Source organism: Cereibacter johrii (assembly GCF_001720585.1).
Taxonomy (GTDB): Bacteria; Pseudomonadota; Alphaproteobacteria; order Rhodobacterales; family Rhodobacteraceae; genus Cereibacter_A; species Cereibacter_A johrii.
Genome location: NZ_MABH01000235.1, coordinates 1 through 18475, shown reverse-complemented (window position 1 = coordinate 18475; position 18475 = coordinate 1). Strand labels below are relative to the sequence as shown.

The following is an 18475-nucleotide window of genomic DNA, read 5'->3' as shown; positions in this document are numbered from 1 at the left end:
CTTCATGGCGGGCGGCTGGTTCACCACCCGCACGAACCTGCCGCGCCAGCTTTCGGCGGCGGGCGGCATGGGCTGGCGGATCGCCGAGCCCTTCGGCACCGATCCCGCGGTCTCGGATCTTACCGTGGCGATGGCCCGCGAGGCCCTGTCCCGGAAGCCCGCCCCCGCCATCCTGCTGGCGGCCCATGGGTCGTTCCGCAGCCCGGCCCCTTCCGAGGTGGCCCGGGCGATGGCCGCGCGGCTCTCCGAGGAGACGGGCCTGCCCTGCGAGGCGGCCTTCATCGATCAGGAGCCGCAGATCGCGGCCCGCGCGCGGCTCATGCCCGAGGCGCTGTGCCTGCCCTTCTTCGCGGCCCGGGGCGGGCATGTGGTGGAGGATCTGCCCGCGGCGCTGGCAGAGGCGGCGTTCCGGGGCATGGTTCTGGAGCCGGTGGGCCTCGATCCGCGGGTTCCGGCGCTGATCGCCCGCGCCATCTCGGCTCTGGGCCGCGCCTAGCCGGCCCTTCGCGCTTCGCAAGGGACGGTGGCTGCCAAAGCGCTAAAGCGCCCCCGAACTCCCGACGGGGGCTGCCGTGTCGAGGGGCCGATCCTGCGCGGCCTCCTCGAGCGCCGCGCGCATCCGGTCCCAGAGGGCGGGGAGGGCCGCGAGATGGGGTCCCGCGGCCGCTCCGGTCCGCAGCGCCTCCTGCGCCTGCCGGAGCCTGCGGTGAAGCGGCCCGGTGCCGAAGGTCGAGATCGCACCGGCCAGCTGGTGCACGAGGGGACGGGCCTCCTCGGGCGGAGGCTCGAAGCCGAGCGCCGCCAGCCGCTCGAGGATCGCGGTGCCGTCGAGGATCATCTGCCGGATCAGCCCGTGGAGGGCTACCGGGCCGATCTGGTCTTCCAGTTCGCGCAGCCGGGCCGTGTCGAGCGCCTCCTCGACCGTCGCAGAGGCGGGCTCGGCCGGATGGCGCAGCATCCGCAGGAGCGCATCCCGGCTCACCGGCTTTTCAAGCCATCCATCGATGCCCGCGGCCCTGAGCGCGCCGGGATCGGCCGTCAGCGAGTGGGCGGTGACGGCGAGGATGCGCGAGGCGGCGCTCGGCCCGCCGCCGTCGCGGATCCGGCGCGCCACCTGCAGCCCGTCGAGACCCGGCATGCTGATGTCGGTCAGGATCACGTCGAAATGCCGCGACTGGGCCGCCGTCAGCCCCTCGAGCCCGCTGCGCGCGGTCAAGACCCGGTGGCCCGCGCTCTCGAGGAAGTTCTGGGCGATGAAGCGGTTGATGTCATTGTCCTCGACCAAGAGCACCGAGAGCGCCTCGTCGGACCCGCGGGAGGCGGCGAGCTCCTCGCGCGGGCGGCGGAGCGGCAGGCGCAGGGTGAAGCGGCTGCCGCGGCCCGGCGTGCTCTGGACGGTGAGATCGCCGCCCATGATCCGTGCCAGCCGCCGCGCGATCCCGAGGCCCAGTCCCGTGCCGCCCGACCGGCGCTCGTAGCTGGCGTCCAGCGTCACGAAATCGTCGAAGACCTTCTCCTGATCCTCGGGAGCGATGCCGATGCCCGTGTCGAGCACGCGGATCTCGACATGCGCGCCCTGCACCTCGCTCTCGACGATGATCCGCCCGTTCCGGGTGAATTTCACCGCGTTGTTCAGGAGGTTCAACAGCACCTGTCGCAGCCGCTGCGGTTCGCCGTTCAGGATCCCCACCGGTCCGGTCAGCGGACGGTGGTCGATCCGGTTGCCGACGACGGCGGCAAAGCCCGACTGGTTCGCGATGCATTCCTCGATCAGGCGGTCGAGATCGAAATCGACCATCTCCGCCTCCGAGGGGCGGGCCTCGGAGCGGGCGATGTCGAGAACCGAGTTCACATGGTCGAGCAGGATCTCGGCCGAGGCGCGCAGCACCGAGACCAGCTCTCGCTGGCGCGGGTCGAGCGGCGTCTGGGCGAGCAGCTCGAGCGATCCCGCAAGCCCGTTCAGCGGCGTGCGCATCTCGTGGCTCATGACGGCGAGGAAGTCGGCCTTCGTCTGCTCGCCCGCGAGGGCGCGGTCGCGCGCTTCGGTCAGTTCGCGCTCGGCGCGCCTGCGGGCCGAGATGTCGCGCATCAGGGCCACGATGATGTCCTCGCCCTCGACCCGCGCGGCCGCGAGCGAGACCTCGACCGGAAAGCGCGACCCGTCGGCATGGACCGCCTCGAGTTCGAGCCGCAGGGGGCCGTCGATCCGCGGGTCGGAGTTGCGCAGCGCATCCACCACGCGCATGCGCTGGCGGCCCTGCAGCTCGGCCGGGAACAGCAGCTCCATCGCATCCGCCCCGGTGAGCCGCTCGCGCTGGTGGCCGAAGATGGCGAGCGCCGCGCGGTTGCAGTCGATCACCCGGGCGCTCCAGTCGGTCACGAGGATTGCATCCGCAGAAATGCGGAAGATCGCCTCGAGCCGGGCGCTGGCGCGGCCCGCCGCCTCGGCCTGTTCGAGCGAGCGCAGATAGAGGCGCAGAAGCTCGAGCGACCCGGCCGACAGCAGCAGCACGAGGGCGATGGTCAGGCCCACGAGGCGCGAAATCGAACTGCCGATGATCGCGCGGTTCTCGAGGTTGCGGTTCTCGCGGTCGGCGTTGGCCGTGGCCGAAAGCTCTGCGACCGCTTCCTCGAGCTGCGGCAGGGCGCGGGTCAGGCTGGGCATCGCGGCCGTCACCATGACGTCCGGCGCCGCGATCAGCTCCGCATGATCCCGCTCGAACTCGCGGAGCTGCGTCAGGCCGTCGCCGTAGTCCGGGTCCCACAGGAGACCGGCCTCGGCCATGGCCGTGTCGAGCTGCCCCAGACCGACCTGCAAATGCTGGAGCGACGTCCGGACCGCCGCGGGGCTCGGGTTGCTGCCTGTGACGCCGAGGGCACTCGCGAGCTGCGCAAGCTGCCCGTCGAGATGGGAGAGCCGGGTCTGCACCCCGTCGGTGACGATGTAGTCGAGCTGCTGGAACCGCTCTCGGGCATCGTTGGCGAGGGCGATGATGACGGTGGCGCCCGCGAGCATGACGAGCACGGCCGCTGGGAGGCGCAGCCTCTGCCAGAGCCGGGGGGCGGTAACCGGCCGCCTGAGGTCGGTGTCACGTCTTGCGGACATGAGCCCACCCTAGATCAGGCTCCGGCACCGATCCAGCTTTGCCCATCGCAGCCTGTCCGAAACGGTGTCAGACCGTGTGGAGATAGAGATCGTAGTCCACGTCCGGGATCGTGCGCGCCACGCGGGCATATTCCGCGGCCTTGATGGCGGTGAAGGTGCGGTGCATGTCCGGCCCCAGCGCCTCGCGCAGGAAGGCCGAATGCTCCGCCGCCGCGATGGCGCTGCGCCAGCAGGTCGGGATCGGCTGCGTGTCGCCCGGATCCTCGTAGCCGTTGCCGGTGGTCTCGGGGCCGGGATCGATCTGCTGCTCGAGCCCGCGGCGGATGCCCGCGAGCACGGTGGCGGCCACGAGATAGGGGTTGGCGTCGACGCCGGCCGGGCGATGCTCGATTCGCCGGGCGCGGATGTCGCCCGCCGGGATGCGCAGCGCGACCGAGCGGTTGTTCACCCCCCAGCTGGGCGAGACCGGCGCATAGCTCTGGCTCGCGAAGCGCCGCCAGGAGTTCGCATGCGGCGCGAAGACCAGCATGGATTCCCCCATCGTCTCGCGCAGGCCGCCGAGCGCATGCAGGATCGGGCGCGACCACTGGCCCTCGGTCTCCTCGACGAAGATGTTGCGCCCCTCTGCATCGCAGAGCGAGACATGCAGATGCATCCCCGAACCCGCATAGCTTTCCACGGGCTTGGCCATGAAACAGGCGGTGACGCCATGGCGGCGGGCCTGCGCCCGCACGATCCGCTTGAGCCGCATCAGGTCGTCCGCCGCCTGCAGCACGTCGGTGCGGTAATGCAGCGTGAGCTCATACTGGCCCGGCGCATATTCCGAGATCATGGTCTCTGCCTTGATCCCCGCCGCCCCGGCCCCCGCATAGATGTCGGAGAAGAGCGGCATCATCCCGTGCAGGTGATCGACGGAATAGACCTCGGTCTTGGCGCTGCGCCGGCCGTCCAGCACGTCGGCTGCGGGCTGCACGCGCCCGTCGGGGCCGCGCTCGTTGGCCAGAAGGAAGAATTCGAGCTCGAAGGCCGCCGACGGATAGAGGCCCAGCTCCGCCAGCGCCTCGACCTGCCGTGCGAGCGCATGGCGCGGATCCGAGCTCATCGGCCGGCCGTCGAGGTCGTACATGCACATGAAGACCTCGCCCCGCGGCGGCGTGGTGCCATGGAGGGGCACCAGCGTGCCGGGGATCGGCCAGGCCCGCAGGTCGCCGTCGCCCTGATCCCAGATCAGGCCGGTCTCGTGGACATCCTCGCCGCAGATGTCGAGCCCGAGGATCGAGATCGGCAGGTGCCGCCCGCCCTTGTAGAAGGACAGAAGCTCGTGGCGCCGGATGATCTTGCCCCGTCCGATGCCGTTGGCATCGTGCAGGACGATGTCGAAGGCCTCGATTTCGGGATGGGCCGCGAGGAAGGTCTCGGCCTCGCTGAGGGTCGAACCGGAGGGGCTGGGCTGGTCGGTCATCGTTACGGTCACGCGAATAGTTCGGTCAGGGTGGCATCGAAGGCGGCGATCAGGCGGTCGATCTGGCGGGGCCGGGTCATGGGGCTCACCAGCATCATGTTGTGGAAGGGCGCGATCAGCGAGCCGCGGTTCAGAAGGCCCAGATGCACCGCCCCCTCGAGCCGCGGATGATGGGCGCGCGCAGCCTCCGACCCGTTGCGGAGCGGCCCGGGCGCGCAGATGAACTCGACGCGCGCGCCCACGCGGACGACATGCCAAGGCGCGCCCACCCGGGCGATGACCGTGGCGAGGCCGTTGGCCAGCCGCTTGGCGCCGCGGTCCATGTGGGCATAGGCCTCGGGCGTCATCACCTCGGACAGGGTGGCGCAGAGGCAGGCGAACTGCATCGGATTGGCCGCGAGCGTCGTGCCCATGCCGCTGTGGCCCGCGGGGCGCGTCGCATTGTAGGCCTCGAAGCGCGCGCCCAGATCGGGCGTCAGGCCCCAGACGGCGGTGGGAATCCCGCCCGCCACGCATTTGCCCACGACGAGAATGTCGGGCGACAGGCTGTGCACCCGACCGTAGCCGCCGAGGCCCGAGGAGAGCGTATGGGTCTCGTCGAGGATCAGCACCGCCCCGTAGCGGCGCGAGAGGGTGCGCAGCGCGTCGTGGAAGCCCGCCTCGGGCAGCACCATGCAGGAGTTGGTCATCACCGGCTCGGTGAGGATCGCGGCGATCTCGCCGGTGGCCAGCGCCGCCTCGACCCCCGCTATGTCGTTGAACTCGACCGCGACCGCCTTCGAGGCGAGATCGGCGACCATGCCCACGAGGCCCGGCCGCGCCCGCGTGCGGCCGTTCTCGAGCATGACCATCGTGTCGTCGACCGTCCCGTGGTAGCAGCCGTTGAAGACCAGAACCTTGCGCCGCCCGGTGACGGCCCGCGCCACGCGCAGCGCGAAGCGGTTGGCGTCGGTCGCGGTCAGCGCCACCTGCCAGCGGAAGTCGCCGAAGGTGCGGTTGAGAAGCCGCCCGGCCTCGAAGGTGGCCTCGGTCGGCAGCATGTAGGTCAGCCCCTGCCGCGCCTGCCGCCGGATCGCCCGCGCAACCGGAGCGGGCGAGTGGCCGAACATCGAGCCCGTGTCGCCCAGACAGAAATCGTCGAGCCGGTGCCCGTCGAGGTCGGTCAGGCGCGCGCCCTGGGCTTCGACCGCGACCAGCGGGAAGGGCGAGGGCCAGTCCTTCATCCAGTGCATCGGCACGCCGCCCAGATAGGACCGCGCGCCGCGCTGAAGCGCCTCCTTCGACCGCGGGTTCTCGCGCTCGAAGCGGGCCGTCTCGTCGGCGAGGAAGGCCGCGAGCCGGTCCTCCGCCACCCCCGCCGTTCGCGGCGGATCTGCCCTCATGCGCCGGTCACCGGGCGGAGGATGCGGTTCACATGACCCATCTTGCGCCCGGGGCGTGCCTCGGCCTTGCCATAGAGATGGATCGCCGTGTGCTTCTCGAGGGCGAGGGCCGGCACCCGGGCCACATCATGGCCGATCAGATTCTCCATCTCGACATCGGCGAAGCGCGAACCGTCGCCGAGCGGCCAGCCGGTCACGGCGCGGATATGCTGCTCGAACTGGTCCACCGCGCAGCCGTTCTGCGTCCAGTGCCCGGAATTATGGACCCGCGGCGCGATCTCGTTCACCAAGAGGGCCTCGGGCGTCACGAAGAGCTCGACCCCCATCACGCCCACATAGTCGAGCGCATTGAGGATCCGCCCGGCCAGCAGCACCGCGTCGGTGCGCTGCGAGGCGGTGAGGCGGGCGGGGACCGTGGTCGTGTGCAGGATGCCCGAGAGATGGACGTTCTCGCCCGGCTCATAGACCGCGACCGAGCCGTCGCGGCCGCGCGCCGCGATGACCGAGACCTCGTGGGTGAAGCGGACGAAGCCCTCGAGCACGGCGGGCTGGCCGCCCATGGCAGCGAAGGCTTCGGCCGCATCGTCGGGCTCCATGAGGCGGGCCTGCCCCTTGCCGTCATAGCCGAGGCGCGTGGTCTTGAGGATGGCGGGCGTGCCGATGCCGTGGATCGCGGCCTCGAGATCCTCGCGGCTGCCGACGGGGCGGTAGGGGGCCACGGCGAGGCCGAGCCCGGTCAGGAAGCCCTTCTCCTCGAGCCGGTCCTGGCTCACCGCGAGGGCGCGGCGGTTCGGGTGGAGGGGTTTCAGCGCCTCGAGCAGGTCGAGGGCCGAGGTCGGGATATTCTCGAACTCGTAGGTGATGACATCGACCGAGGCCGCGAAGGCCCGGAGTGCGGCCTCGTCCTCGTAGGGTGCGGTCGTGACCGCATGGGCCACGTCGGCGGCGGGCGGGTTGGGGCTCGGCTCGAAGATATGGGTGCGGAAGCCCAGCCGCGCCGCCGCGACCGAGAGCATCCGGCCGAGCTGGCCGCCGCCGAGGATGCCGATGGTCGATCCGGGGGGCAGGCGGTCAGTCATCGGAGGGCTCCTCGGGGATGGAGGCGGAAAGGGCCGCGCGCCAGGCGTCGAGCCGCTGGCCGAGCGCCGGATCGGAGAGGGCGAGGATGCCCGCGGCCATCAGGCCCGCGTTCGCCGCACCGGCATTGCCGATGGCCATGGTGGCCACCGGAAAGCCCTTGGGCATCTGGACGATGGAATAGAGGCTGTCGACGCCCGAGAGCGCGCGGGTCTGGACGGGCACGCCGATGACGGGCACCCGCGTCTTCGAGGCCATCATGCCGGGAAGATGCGCCGCGCCGCCCGCGCCTGCGATGATGACCTTGAGCCCGCGCTCGACGGCGGTCTTGCCGTAGCTCCAGAGCCGGTCGGGCGTGCGGTGCGCCGAGACGATCCTTGCCTCGTAAGAGATGCCGAGCTCGTCGAGGATCGCCGCGGCCTCCTTCATCGTGGCCCAGTCCGACTGGCTGCCCATGATGATCCCAACGTCCACAGTCATGCGCCCCGCCCCTGTCCTGCCCTGAGCGGCGCAATATAGCCATGGCCGGGCAGGGGGCAAGCGGTCGGCGGACGGGCAGGCCGCTTGCTCGGGGAGTGCGTCCTGCAGGCCATGCGCCGATCCCGCTCCTGGGCCCCGCGCGCTCGCGCGGTATCTCCGGGCACTGCAATGGTTGCCCCGGCGGGAGGTGCCGCTGGAGGGGGCTGTCATTCACGATGCGCGAATGGCAGGGAGCGTCCGGCCTCGCCCGGATGTCAGGCGATGATGTCGGGGATGAGCTGGTCCTCGATCTTCACGATCTGATCCTTGAGGGCCAGTTTCTGCTTCTTCAGCCGCCGCAGCATGAGCTGATCGCCACGGCCTCCCGCCTCGATGGCGGCAATCGCCTCGTCGAGATCGCGGTGCTCGCGCCGCAGAACTTCCAGCCGGATGCGCAGCATGTCTTCGAAGCTCAATTCGGGGGACGCATTCATGTGTCTTGACCTGTCGGGAAAGTCGCCCGTTGCGTTTGGATGAGTCGCCGTCAGACGAATATACAGAACGCACGCGCTTGCGGGAAGAATCCTGCATGGGTCCGATATGTCGCGTTCGAAGGGGCGCGCCTGTGGCGGTCGCGCCTCAAGAGGGGCGGCCCCCGCGCCGGGCGCCCGGTGCCGGGGAAGGCGGACGGCGGCGGCGAACCCGTCGCTGAATGACCGGGTGCTAGCATGCGCGGAGAAGGCGGGCGTTAAGCGCCCAGCCGATCCCCGATTATCTCCGGGTGCCCGCAAGCGCGAGGCAATCAAAGGCGTGTAGCCCCCCGGCGGGACCATCATCCCGGGTGCCCGCAAGTGCGCGGCAGCCTGTCGAGATCCCCGTTCGACGGGCGCCCCCGCGCCCGGAAGGGCCGCAGACCGTCCCGGCATCTGGTCGGATCCTCGGGCGCGTGCTGCGCGCCGCACCGGCGCTCTTGCAAGGGTCCGGCCTGCCGCCCATATTCGACGGGTGGAATGCCCGCCCGGGGTTCCGCCAGAGAAATGTCGCTTCTGCAAGGACATGACGGAATGACCAAACTGACTTTCGGCGGCCATCCCTTCCTGCTCGGGTTCGAACAGCTCGAGCGATTGGTCGAGCGGACGGCCAAGACGGCGAGCGAGGGCTACCCGCCCTTCAACATCGAGGCCGTGGCCGAGAACGCCTATCGCATCACGCTCGCCGTGGCCGGCTTCCGCGAGGACGATATCGCCATCACCGTCGAGGACCGGCAACTCGTGGTGCGCGGGCGGCAGGCCGAGGATCCGGCCGAGCGCGTGTTCCTGCATCGCGGCATCGCCTCCCGCGCGTTCCAGCGCAGCTTCGTGCTGGCGGATGGAGTCGAGGTGGCAGGCGCGACCATGGAGCACGGTCTCCTGCATATCGACCTGCACCGGCAGGTGCCGCAGGCGGTGGTGCAGACGATCCCGATCGGGCGCAGCCGGGCGATAAAGGAAGGAGTCGAGCAATGAACACCCCATTCGATTTTCCCGAAGGTGCGGGGCGGCTGGTCTATGTCCGTCCGGTGCCGGTGGCCGAGCTTCCCGAGGATGTGCAGCCGATGGCGCGCGGGCTCGACCATATCTACGCGCTCCACGGGGCGGACGGCGAGCGCCTTGCGCTGGTGCGCGACCGCCACCTGGCCTTCGTGCTCGCCCGTCAGAACGACCTCGCGCCGGTGAACGTGCACTGACGCCTCCGGGCAGAAGCCCTCGGCCGCTTCGACAGACGGCCGAGGGCTCTCCGGCAGCCTCCTGACAACGACCTTGCGGATGACGGCCGGGTGTCCGCGCATGGCGGAACCGGCGGGCCGCGGGGGACGCGCCCGCTTCACAGGATGATCCCGAAATCCGATGACGACCGGCCCCGCGTGATCCGGGCAGGCTTCCGAGGGCCGGGATGCCGTTCCGCACGAGCAGGCCGCCCGGCATCGCCGCCAGGAAGACCCTCCGGCGTCGGCGACCTGATCGAGAGCGCCCCGTCCTGCGGCTCCGGGGCATGTCGTGGAGACCGGGCCTCCCGCGCGCGGACACACTGCCTAAGCGCTCCAGCGCGTCGTTAACCTCCGACCCGGCCGCTCTGCGCAGTGATCGAGCCGGTCCGGCCCGATGCCCTTCCGCGACATCTGGGCCTCTTCTCTTGTGGCCGGTCTGTGTCAGCCTGAGACCTCGGAGGAGCGGGAGCCCGGTGCCCCCGTTCTCCTGGTGCCAGGAAAGGTCAGGTGGTGAGGCGATGACGCAAGAACCGGGTTACACCAGGCTCCAGATCACCCTGCATTGGGCGATCGCGGGCCTTGTCCTCTTCAATTACATCTTCGGCGAGACCATGGAGCAGGCCTACGATGCCGTGCGCCAGAATGTGGAGCCCGCGGGCGTGGGCCACTATCTCCATGTGGTCGTGGGGCTCGCCGTGCTCGTGCTGACGCTGGTCAGGATCGGCGCGCGGTTCGTCGTCGGTGTGCCCGACAAGGGCACCACGCCCGGCGACAAGGCGGCCGCCGGGCTGCAGGGCCTGCTCTATCTGCTCACGCTGCTCGTGCCGGCGCTGGGCATGATGGCCTGGGGCGGCGGGCAGGCCTGGGCCGCGGGCCCGCATGTGCTGGCGGCAAACGCGATCATGCTGCTCGCCTTCGTCCATGCCGTCTCGGCGCTCTTCCACCAGTATGTGCTGAAGGACAGGCTGCTTCTCAGGATGATGCGTCCGCGCTGACTTGGGAGCAGGGCGCGGACCGTCGCCTTGCGGGCGGCGTCCGGGAAGCGAAAGGGGCGCCTGCGGGCGCCCCTACTTCTTCTCGTCTCGGCAGCGTCAGGCCCGGATCAGGCCCATCTGCTCAAGCTTCAGGATCACCTGATGGGCGCAATGGTCGACGCTCACATTGGCCGTGTCCACCACCAGCTCGGCCTTGGCCGGCACCTCGTAGGGGTCGGAGATCCCGGTGAATTCCTTGATCTTGCCTTCGCGCGCGAGCTTGTAGAGCCCCTTGCGGTCCCGCCGCTCGCATTCCTCGATCGGCGTGGCCACATGCACTTCGATGAAGGCGCCGAAGGCCTCGATCATCTCGCGCACGGCCCGCCGCGTCGCGGTATAGGGCGCGATCGGCGCGCAGATCGCGATGCCGCCGTTCTTGGTGATCTCGGAGGCCACATAGCCGATCCGCTTGATGTTGATGTCGCGGTGCTCCTTCGAGAAGCCGAGCTCCGAAGAGAGATGCTTGCGCACCACGTCGCCGTCGAGCAGCGTCACCGGGCGGCCGCCCATCTCCATCAGCTTGACCATGAGAGCGTTCGCGATGGTGGACTTGCCCGAGCCGGAAAGCCCCGTGAAGAAGACCGTGAAGCCCTGCTTCGAGCGGGCGGGCGAGGTGCGGCGCAGTTCGCTCACCACGTCGGGGAAGGAGAACCACTCCGGGATCTCGAGCCCCTCGCGCAGGCGGCGGCGCAGTTCGGTGCCCGAGATGTCGAGGACGGTCGAGCCTTCCGGCACCTCGTCCACCGGGAAATACTGGGCCTTCTCCTGAACGTAGACCATCTGTTTGAAATCGACCATCTCGACGCCGATCTCGTCCGCATGGGCCTTGAACAGCTCCTGCGCCTCATAGGGGCCGTAGAAGTCCTTGCCCTCGGAGTTCTTGCCCGGGCCGGCATGGTCGCGGCCCACGATCATGTGGGTGCAGCCGTGGTTGCGGCGGATCAGCCCGTGCCAGACCGCCTCGCGGGGGCCGCCCATGCGCATGGCGAGGTTCAGGAGCGACAGGGTGGTGGTGGAGGACGGATACTGGTCGAGCACCGCCTCGTAGCAGCGCACGCGGGTGAAATGGTCGATGTCGCCGGGCTTCGTCATGCCCACGACCGGATGGATCAGCAGGTTCGCCTGCGCTTCGCGGGCGGCGCGGAAGGTCAGTTCCTGGTGCGCGCGGTGCAGCGGGTTGCGGGTCTGGAAGGCCACCACGCGGGTCCAGCCCATCTTGCGGAAGAAGGCGCGCAGCTCGTTGGGCGTGTCGCGGCGCATCTTGAAATCGTAGTGCACCGGCGGCTGGATGCCGGTGATCGGGCCGCCGAGATAGACCTTCCCGGCCGTGTGGTGCAGGTAATTCACCGCCGGATGGGCGAGATCGTTCGCGCCGAACACCTTCTCGGCCTCGCGGTCCTTGTTCGGCACCCATTTGTCCGTGACCGACAGGATCGCGAGGATCACGCCCTCGGCGTCGCGCAGCGCGATGTCCTGACCGGGCTCGACGCCCTCGGCGAATGTCTCGCTCACGTCCAGCGTCACCGGCATCGGCCAGAGCCGGCCGTCGGCGAGGCGCATGTTCTCGACCACGCCATCGTAGTCGGCCTCGGTCAGGAAGCCCTTGAGCGGATGGAAGCCGCCGTTCATCAGCAGTTCGAGGTCGCAGATCTGGCGCTGCGTCAGGTCCCAGGAGGGCAGGGTGCCCGCATCGGCCTTCAGTTTCTGGGCCGAGTCGAAGGACACATAGAGTTCAGGGACAGGGGCGTGGTTCGGAAGGGACATGGAGAGAACTGCCTTTGCGGATACAATCGACGGGCGATCCCGGTCCTGCGGGGGCATATCCCGCGGTCCGCAACGGTTCAAGCGCGGACCATGCAGCGGTCGCGGAATAAGGCCGAAATGCCACCATGTTTCCCGGCGGGCAAACGCCCGTCCGAGTCGCCCCGCCGCTGGGCGGAGGATGTGCCGCAGGATTACTCGCCGGCGAGGAAACGTTCCGCGTCGAGCGCCGCCATGCAGCCCATCCCGGCCGAGGTCACGGCCTGCCGGTAGACATGGTCCGTCAGGTCGCCCGCGGCGAAGACGCCGGGGATCGAGGTGCGGGTGGTTCCCGGCTCGACCTTGACATAGCCGCCGTGGTGCAGCTCCAGCTGGTCCTTCACGAGCTCGCTTGCCGGCGCATGGCCGATGGCCACGAAGAAGCCCTCGCAGGGCACGTCCGTCGTCTCGCCGGTCAGCACGTTCCGCGCGACGATCCCCGTGACGCCGAGCGGCGCCTCGGTGCCCGCGACCTCCTCGATCGTGTGGTTCCAGAGCACCTCGATCTTGGGATGTTTGAACAGCCGGTCCTGCAGGATCTTCTCGGCCCGCAGGCTGTCGCGGCGGTGGATCAGCGTCACCTTGCTCGCGAAGTTGGTCAGGAACAGCGCCTCCTCGACGGCCGTATTGCCGCCGCCCGCCACCACGACCTCCTTGCCGCGGTAGAAGAAGCCGTCGCAGGTCGCGCAGGCCGAGACGCCGAAGCCCTTGAACCGCTCTTCCGACGGCAGGCCCAGCCAGCGCGCCTGGGCGCCCGTGGCGAGGATCACCGCATCGGCCGTATAGGTCATGCCGCTGTCGGCCCGGGCGGTGAAGGGCCGCTGCGAGAGATCGAGCGACGAGATATAGTCCGAGACGATCTCGGCCCCCATGGCGCGGGCATGTTCCTCCATCCGCACCATGAGCTCGGGCCCCTGCACCTCGCGGTCGCCCGGCCAGTTCTCGACCTCGGTGGTGATGGTGAGCTGGCCGCCCGGCTGCAGGCCCTGGATGAGGAGCGGGTTCAGCATGGCGCGCGCGGAATAGACGGCCGCCGTGTAGCCGGCCGGTCCCGAGCCGATGATCAGAACCCTCGTGTGCCGCGTCTCGGCCATGGCCTTGCCCCTCATGGTCTTTTCCCGGCGCCTCATATAGGACCTGCCGCAGCGGGCCGGAAGCCCCCCTTTCCGCCGCAGCTCCCTGCCGCGGCCTCCGGGGTCCCGTTGCGCGCACCGTCGGTTTTCCGCAATGGAGCCGCTCTTTTCGGCGCCTCCGCGAAACATTATTGCGCCGCCTGCCGGGACCTTCTAGAATCTCCCCGCAGCAAGGAGAGCTTCATGGCCGGATCGAAACTGGACCCCATCGACCGTCACATCCTGGCGGAACTCCAGAGCGACGGCCGGATGACCAACGTCGAGCTGGCCAAGCGCGTGGGCATTTCGGCGCCGCCCTGCCTGCGCCGGGTGCGCACCCTCGAGGAGGCGGGCTACATCCGCGGCTATCACGCCGACATCGACCCGCGCGAGCTCGGCTTCGAGGTGCAGGTCTTCGCCATGGTGCGGCTGCACAGCCAGGCCGAAGCGGACCTCTCGGCCTTCGAATCGCGCTGCCGTGCCTGGCCTCTGGTGCGCGAGTGCCACATGCTGAACGGCGAGATCGACTTCATCCTGAAATGCACGGCACCCGACCTGCCGAGCTTCCAGAGCTTCCTGACCCAGGAACTGACCGCGGCCGAGAATGTGGCCTCGGTCAAGACGAGCCTCGTGATCCGCTGCGCCAAGGACGAGCCGGGCGTGCCGTTCGAGGTGCTCGAGGCCCGGCTCCAGCGCAGCGCCTGACGCGCCCCTTCCCGCTTTCACTCTGCCCAAATATCCCAGGGGTGCGGGGGCAGCGCCCCCGCTCCTGTCGGCGGCCCCCCGCGCAGCTCCCGGGCCTCAGAGCCGGATCGCCGAGATGAGCCGCCCGTAATCGGCCTCTCCCGCATGGGTGGTGCGGCGGTAGGAGAAGAACCGCTCCGGATCGCGATAGGTGCAGTGCCGCGTCCATTCCGCCTGCCCCACGCCCGCCGCCCGCAGCCGGGCAAGCCCGAAGGCCGGCAGGTCGAAGAGCGCCCGGTCGCCCGGACCTTGCGCGAAGAACCGCGCCGCCTCCGGGTCCTCGTCGAGGAATTCCTCGACGAATTCCGGACCCACCTCATAGGCGGCCTGGCTGATCGTCGGGCCGATCACCGCGGCGACCCGGGCGCGGTCCGCGCCGAGCGCCTCCATCGCCGCGAGGGTCGCCTCGAGCACCCCCGCCTTGGTGCCGCGCCAGCCCGCGTGGGCCGCGGCGACGACCCCCGCCTCGGCGTCGGCCATCAGCACGGGCTGGCAATCGGCGGTCAGGACGGCGATGGCGAGCCCCGGCACCGCCGTCACCAGCGCATCCGCCCGCGGCCGGTCCGCGAGCGGCCCCGTCACGGTCAGCACGTCCGGCGAGTGAACCTGGGTCACCGTGATCAGCCGGTCCGCCGCCACCCCCATCGCCTCTGCCACCCGGGCCCGGTTGATCGTCACCACCTCCGCCAGATCGCTGGAGCCGGGGCCGCAGTTGAGGCCCGCGAAGACCCCCGAGGAGGCGCCCCCCTTGCGGGTGAAGAACCCGTGGCGGAAGGGTGCCAGAGCATCGGCCGTGATCAGTTCCATCATGCGTCAAATCCTGCGGGCGCCGGTCCTTGCGGCGGAAACACCGCCAGCGCCTTGAAGAGCGTTCCCATTTCGGTGGCGTCGGTCAAGCGGCGAGATGCGGCCTCGTGGCTGGCGAGCGCCTCTCCGGTCAGCGATCGGGCCAGCCGCGCGGCCCGCGGCTCAAGGCCGAGGCGCAGGAGAAGCGCGCCCTGCGGGGTGAGGGCGGTGCCGCAGGGGGCCGCCGCCTGCGCCAGAGCCTCGAAATCCACATGGGCGGTCAGGTCCGCCTCTCCGGGCGCGGCCAGCGGATCGTCGAAGCGGTGTGCCCGCAGCGCCTGCAGCGTGTCCCCGCGCGAGCGCCAGCCGCCATAGTCCACGGCCAGCGCAAGGCCGCCCGCCGCCGCGATGCGCCGCGCGATCTCCGCCATGATCGGACCGGCGGCCGGGCAGAACTCGACGATGTCGCCGGGCGCCGTATCCCCGAGCCGGTGCGCCAGAGCGGCGAGCGCCGTCTCCGGGCCGAGGCCCCAGCTGAGGCGGCCCTCGGCGAGCCCGACCATCCGCTCGCGCCAGCCCTCCGGTCCGCGCACGAACTGCCGGATCGGCAGCGCGTCGAAGAATTCGTTCGCCACGAGGAAGAGCGGCCCGTCCGGCAGGTCCGAGGCGCGGTCGAGCCAGGCGGCGGGATGCCCGCCGAGCGTCTCGCGTTGCAGCGCGCGAAGCCGCGGCGAGGCCTCCACCAGATGCACCCGCGCCGCCTGATGGAAGCCCGGCACCCCGCGCGTCGCGCGCAGGAGGTCGGCCATCAGCGTCCCGCGTCCCGGCCCGAGCTCGGCCAGCGTGACGGGCGAAGGCCTGCCCTGATCGAGCCAGGCCTGCGCGAGGCAGAGGCCCAGAAGCTCGCCGAACATCTGGCTGATCTCGGGCGCGGTGGTGAAGTCGCCCGCCGCCCCGAAAGGCTCGCGGGTGGAATAGTAGCCGTGCTCGGGATGAAGCAGGCATTCGGCCATGTAGTCGGCCACGGTGACGGGGCCGGTGGCCCCGATCCGCCGTGCGAGGAGGGCCGCCAGCGCCGTCACGCGGCCCGCCGGCTGCGCAGGACGAGATAGAGCCCGAGCAGGATCATCGGCAGCGACAGGATCTGCCCCATGGTCAGCCCGTAGCCCGAGATCTGCCAGGCAAGGCCCAGCGGGTTGCCGGCGCTCACGAACTGCGCATCGGGCTGGCGCACGAACTCGACAAGGAAGCGCGTGGCGCCGTATCCCGCAAGGAACATGCCGGACACGGACCCCGGCCAGTGCAGCCAGCCGCGTCGCCAGACGAGAAGGCTCAGGACCGTGAACAGCAGAATCCCCTCGAGCCCGGCCTCGTAGAGCTGCGAGGGATGGCGGGCGCAGATCCCCTCGATCCCGGGGCAGTTCTGCGCCGCCTCGCCGGGGAAGGCCACGCCCCAGGGCAGGGTCGTGGGCCGGCCCCAGAGCTCGGCATTGATGAAGTTCGCGATCCGCCCGAGGAAGAGGCCCGGCGGCGTGGCGGCGGCCAGAAGGTCCGCCACCGGCAGGATGGAGATGCGTTCCTTCAGGCAGAAGGCCACGAGGGCCGTCATCACCCCGAGGAAGCCCCCGTGGAAGGACATGCCGCCCTCCCAGACCTTCAGGATGTCGAGCGGATGGGTGAGATAATGCGCCGGCTGGTAGAAGAGCACGAAGCCCAGCCGCCCGCCGAGGATCACGCCGAGGATCACCCAGCTCAGCAGCCGCTCCAGCTGGTCCTCGGTCATCGGCGGGCCGAAGGTCCAGAGCCGCTCCGCGCGGATCATGCGCAGCACCAGCCGCCAGCCGATCACGAGGCCCGCGATATAGGCCAGCGCATACCAGCGCAGGGCGAAGGTCATCCCGAACAGCTCGATCGAGAAGAGTTCGGGCGAGATGTCGGGGAAGGGAATGTAGGACATGGGGTTTCCTTTCGGCCCGGTTTTTCCGGCGCGGCTGCGGCGAAGTCAACCTTGCGCGCAAGGTGGCGCACGACCATATAGGGCCGATCGCTGGAGGGAACCGCATGCAGACCCGCAACAAATTCTTCGACGACATGTCGCAGCTCATGACCAATGCCATGGGCGTGGCGCAGGGCGCCCGGACCGAAGCCGAGACGGCGATGAAGGGCCTTCTCGACCGCTGGATGGCGGATCGCGACTTCGTGACCCGCGAAGAGTTCGATGCCGTCCGCGCCATGGCCCAGAAGGCCCGCGAAGAGAACGAGGCCCTGTCGGCCCGTCTCGCCGCGCTCGAGGCCAAGTCGAAGGGCTGAGGCCCTTCCGGGCGTGGGCCTTCGGGCCCGCCCGCCTATCCCGCCCCGCGGGTCAGGACGTCAGACCGCTGCCTTCCGCGCCAGCGTCCGCCTGTGCCCCTGCCGTGCCCTCTCGCCGAAGGCGGACTCGGGGGCAGGGCTCTCTCTTCCGATCCAGTCGTTGCGGCGCCGGCCGAAGCTCCCGTTGCGGGTCATGCCGGGCCCGATCTGGCCCGCCTGCGGGGCCGCCTTTCGGATGGATTTCTGACGAAAGGCCGCGGAGCTTTTCTCAAGACAGGCCGGCTTCGCCATAAATCCGGGGCGTCTCGCGCCGTTCCTTTCGCTAGCGTCCGACCTCAGAGGCGCAGGCATGTCCTGCGGCGGTTGGACGAGTGCGAGGGATGATGCAGATGACTCCACTGACCCTGTCCGGGACCCTGCGGCTGCAGGACGCCCCCGGGCTGATCGAGCGGCTCGAGGCGGCGCTGGCCGCAGGCGACGTCGAGATCGACGCCTCGGGCGTCCTTGCGGCGGATGCGGCGGCGGTGCAGGTGCTCGTCTCGGCCGCCCGGACGGCCAGCGCTTCGGGGCGGCGGCTCGTGCTGGCGCAGGATCATCCGGCCCTGACAGATGCGTTCGCGGGGCTCGCCCTCGATCCGCTGCCGGAGGGTCTGGCATGAGCAGGACGGTTCTCGCCGTGGACGATTCCCCGTCCGTCCGCTGCATGGTTGCCATGACGCTGCGCGAGGCAGGCTATCGGGTCATCGAGGCTACGGACGGGCGCGAGGGGCTGGAGAAGGCTTTGAACGAGCCGGTCGATGCCATCCTCACCGACCAGAACATGCCGAACCTGGACGGGTTGGGCTTCATCCGTGCCTTTCGAGAGCATCCCGAGAGCAAGGGCAAACCCGTTATCTTTTTGTCCACGGATTCCACCGACACTCTCAAGCAGCAGGCACGCGAGGCAGGGGCGATGGGATGGATGGTCAAGCCGTTCACCCAGCCGCAACTGCTCGCCGTCATCAAGAAGGTGCTCGGATGATGGACGACGACATGATGGCCGTCTTCCGGCAGGAAGCTACGGATCTCATTGAAAGCCTTGAACGGGGCCTTCTGGATCTGAGCGACTCGCCGGAAGATCGTGACCTGATCAACGCGGTGTTCCGCGATCTTCACACGATCAAGGGTTCGGGCGCCATGTTCGGCTTCGCCGACATGGCCGCCTTCGTCCATGCCTTCGAGTCGGCCTTCGACCTGCTCCGGTCGGGCAAGGCCGTCGTGACGCCCGAGATCATTCGTCTGGCGCTTTCGGCGCGCGACGAGATCATCGGCTTCCTCGCCGACGAGCCCGACCCTGACGGGCGCCGCCCCGCGATCCTCAGCGCGCTCGAGGCTGCCGTGGGCGGGTCGGGCGTCGCCACGGCGCCCGCGGCCCCCTGGTGATGTGCCAGCAGACCCGGATCATGGCTGGCGGCTT

At 69.8% G+C, this 18475-nt stretch carries 19 protein-coding genes and 1 pseudogene; 9 read left to right on the top strand and 11 right to left on the bottom strand.

Going from position 1 to position 18475, the window contains the following annotated elements:
- Nucleotides 1–496 (top strand): sirohydrochlorin chelatase (locus tag A9O63_RS19720; RefSeq protein ID WP_069333422.1); only part of this gene is annotated, 496 nt, incomplete at its 5' end.
- A gap of 42 nt (nt 497–538) precedes the next feature.
- Here the strand turns inward: A9O63_RS19720 and A9O63_RS19715 are convergent.
- The 6 genes from A9O63_RS19715 to A9O63_RS19690 form a co-directional block, all read right to left on the bottom strand.
- A complete protein-coding gene (locus A9O63_RS19715; protein ID WP_084296078.1) occupies nt 539–3106 on the bottom strand; it encodes a hybrid sensor histidine kinase/response regulator in 2568 nt (855 codons plus the stop codon).
- 67 nt (nt 3107–3173) lie between these two features.
- Nucleotides 3174–4568 carry a glutamine synthetase family protein gene (locus A9O63_RS19710; RefSeq protein WP_069333420.1) on the bottom strand — a complete coding sequence of 465 codons (1395 nt, stop codon included), beginning with the start codon at nt 4566–4568 and terminating at the stop codon, nt 3174–3176.
- 8 nt (nt 4569–4576) lie between these two features.
- Nucleotides 4577–5950, bottom strand: coding sequence for an aspartate aminotransferase family protein (locus tag A9O63_RS19705; protein WP_069333419.1), 1374 nt, complete (start codon nt 5948–5950; stop codon nt 4577–4579).
- Nucleotides 5947–7029: a 5-(carboxyamino)imidazole ribonucleotide synthase gene (locus A9O63_RS19700; RefSeq protein WP_069333418.1), complete on the bottom strand. Its 1083-nt coding sequence runs from the start codon at nt 7027–7029 to the stop codon at nt 5947–5949. The genes A9O63_RS19705 and A9O63_RS19700 overlap by 4 nt, the downstream gene beginning before the upstream one ends.
- A complete protein-coding gene (purE, locus tag A9O63_RS19695; RefSeq protein WP_069333417.1) occupies nt 7022–7507 on the bottom strand; it encodes a 5-(carboxyamino)imidazole ribonucleotide mutase in 486 nt (161 codons plus the stop codon). Before purE ends, A9O63_RS19700 begins: the two co-directional genes overlap by 8 nt.
- 254 nt (nt 7508–7761) lie before the next feature.
- Nucleotides 7762–7980: a YdcH family protein gene (locus A9O63_RS19690; protein ID WP_002722314.1), complete on the bottom strand. Its 219-nt coding sequence runs from the start codon at nt 7978–7980 to the stop codon at nt 7762–7764.
- A gap of 543 nt (nt 7981–8523) precedes the next feature.
- Between A9O63_RS19690 and A9O63_RS19685 the strand changes: the two genes are divergently transcribed.
- From A9O63_RS19685 to A9O63_RS19675, 3 genes are all read left to right on the top strand, one after another.
- The gene (locus tag A9O63_RS19685) at nt 8524–8991 is read left to right on the top strand and encodes an Hsp20 family protein (protein ID WP_180325493.1); all 468 of its coding nucleotides are present in this window, start codon (nt 8524–8526) and stop codon (nt 8989–8991) included.
- Nucleotides 8988–9212 (top strand): DUF1150 family protein, encoded by a 225-nt coding sequence (locus tag A9O63_RS19680; RefSeq protein ID WP_069333415.1) that lies wholly within the window; start codon nt 8988–8990, stop codon nt 9210–9212. Before A9O63_RS19685 ends, A9O63_RS19680 begins: the two co-directional genes overlap by 4 nt.
- A 539-nt stretch (nt 9213–9751) precedes the next feature.
- Complete coding sequence (locus A9O63_RS19675) at nt 9752–10228, top strand: cytochrome b562 (RefSeq protein WP_069333414.1); 477 nt, start codon at nt 9752–9754, stop codon at nt 10226–10228.
- Between the two features lie 96 nt (nt 10229–10324).
- Here the strand turns inward: A9O63_RS19675 and A9O63_RS19670 are convergent, their stop codons facing one another.
- Together A9O63_RS19670 and trxB are read right to left on the bottom strand one after the other, a co-directional pair.
- A complete protein-coding gene (locus A9O63_RS19670) occupies nt 10325–12031 on the bottom strand; it encodes a bifunctional sulfate adenylyltransferase/adenylylsulfate kinase (protein WP_069333413.1) in 1707 nt (568 codons plus the stop codon).
- A 191-nt stretch (nt 12032–12222) separates the two neighbouring features.
- The gene (trxB, locus tag A9O63_RS19665; protein WP_069333412.1) at nt 12223–13176 is read right to left on the bottom strand and encodes a thioredoxin-disulfide reductase; all 954 of its coding nucleotides are present in this window, start codon (nt 13174–13176) and stop codon (nt 12223–12225) included.
- A gap of 207 nt (nt 13177–13383) precedes the next feature.
- Here trxB and A9O63_RS19660 point away from each other — a divergent pair, with 207 nt between their 5' ends.
- Nucleotides 13384–13884 carry an Lrp/AsnC family transcriptional regulator gene (locus A9O63_RS19660; RefSeq protein WP_069333411.1) on the top strand — a complete coding sequence of 167 codons (501 nt, stop codon included), beginning with the start codon at nt 13384–13386 and terminating at the stop codon, nt 13882–13884.
- A 96-nt stretch (nt 13885–13980) separates the two neighbouring features.
- On the opposite strand, the gene pgeF is transcribed toward A9O63_RS19660, so the two are convergent.
- From pgeF to lgt, 3 genes are read right to left on the bottom strand one after another with little or no spacing between them, the layout of a single operon-like run.
- Complete coding sequence (gene pgeF / locus A9O63_RS19655; RefSeq protein WP_069333410.1) at nt 13981–14733, bottom strand: peptidoglycan editing factor PgeF; 753 nt, start codon at nt 14731–14733, stop codon at nt 13981–13983.
- Nucleotides 14730–15791, bottom strand: a complete 1062-nt coding sequence (locus tag A9O63_RS19650; RefSeq protein WP_069333409.1) for a class I SAM-dependent methyltransferase — start codon at nt 15789–15791, stop codon at nt 14730–14732. Before A9O63_RS19650 ends, pgeF begins: the two co-directional genes overlap by 4 nt.
- Nucleotides 15788–16666, bottom strand: coding sequence for a prolipoprotein diacylglyceryl transferase (gene lgt / locus A9O63_RS19645; protein WP_069333408.1), 879 nt, complete (start codon nt 16664–16666; stop codon nt 15788–15790). Before lgt ends, A9O63_RS19650 begins: the two co-directional genes overlap by 4 nt.
- 104 nt (nt 16667–16770) lie before the next feature.
- Between lgt and A9O63_RS19640 the strand changes: the two genes are divergently transcribed.
- The 4 genes and pseudogenes from A9O63_RS19640 to A9O63_RS19620 all read left to right on the top strand — a co-directional run.
- On the top strand, nt 16771–17019 hold the full coding sequence (locus A9O63_RS19640; protein WP_002722325.1) for an accessory factor UbiK family protein: 249 nt from the start codon (nt 16771–16773) through the stop codon (nt 17017–17019).
- Between the two features lie 380 nt (nt 17020–17399).
- Nucleotides 17400–17678: an STAS domain-containing protein gene (locus A9O63_RS19630; protein WP_069333406.1), complete on the top strand. Its 279-nt coding sequence runs from the start codon at nt 17400–17402 to the stop codon at nt 17676–17678.
- Complete coding sequence (locus tag A9O63_RS19625; RefSeq protein ID WP_069333405.1) at nt 17675–18040, top strand: response regulator; 366 nt, start codon at nt 17675–17677, stop codon at nt 18038–18040. Before A9O63_RS19630 ends, A9O63_RS19625 begins: the two co-directional genes overlap by 4 nt.
- A pseudogene (locus A9O63_RS19620) lies at nt 18037–18429 on the top strand (Hpt domain-containing protein); the annotation flags it as partial. The gene A9O63_RS19625 and the pseudogene A9O63_RS19620, both read left to right, overlap by 4 nt.
- Nucleotides 18430–18475 lie beyond the last annotated feature (46 nt).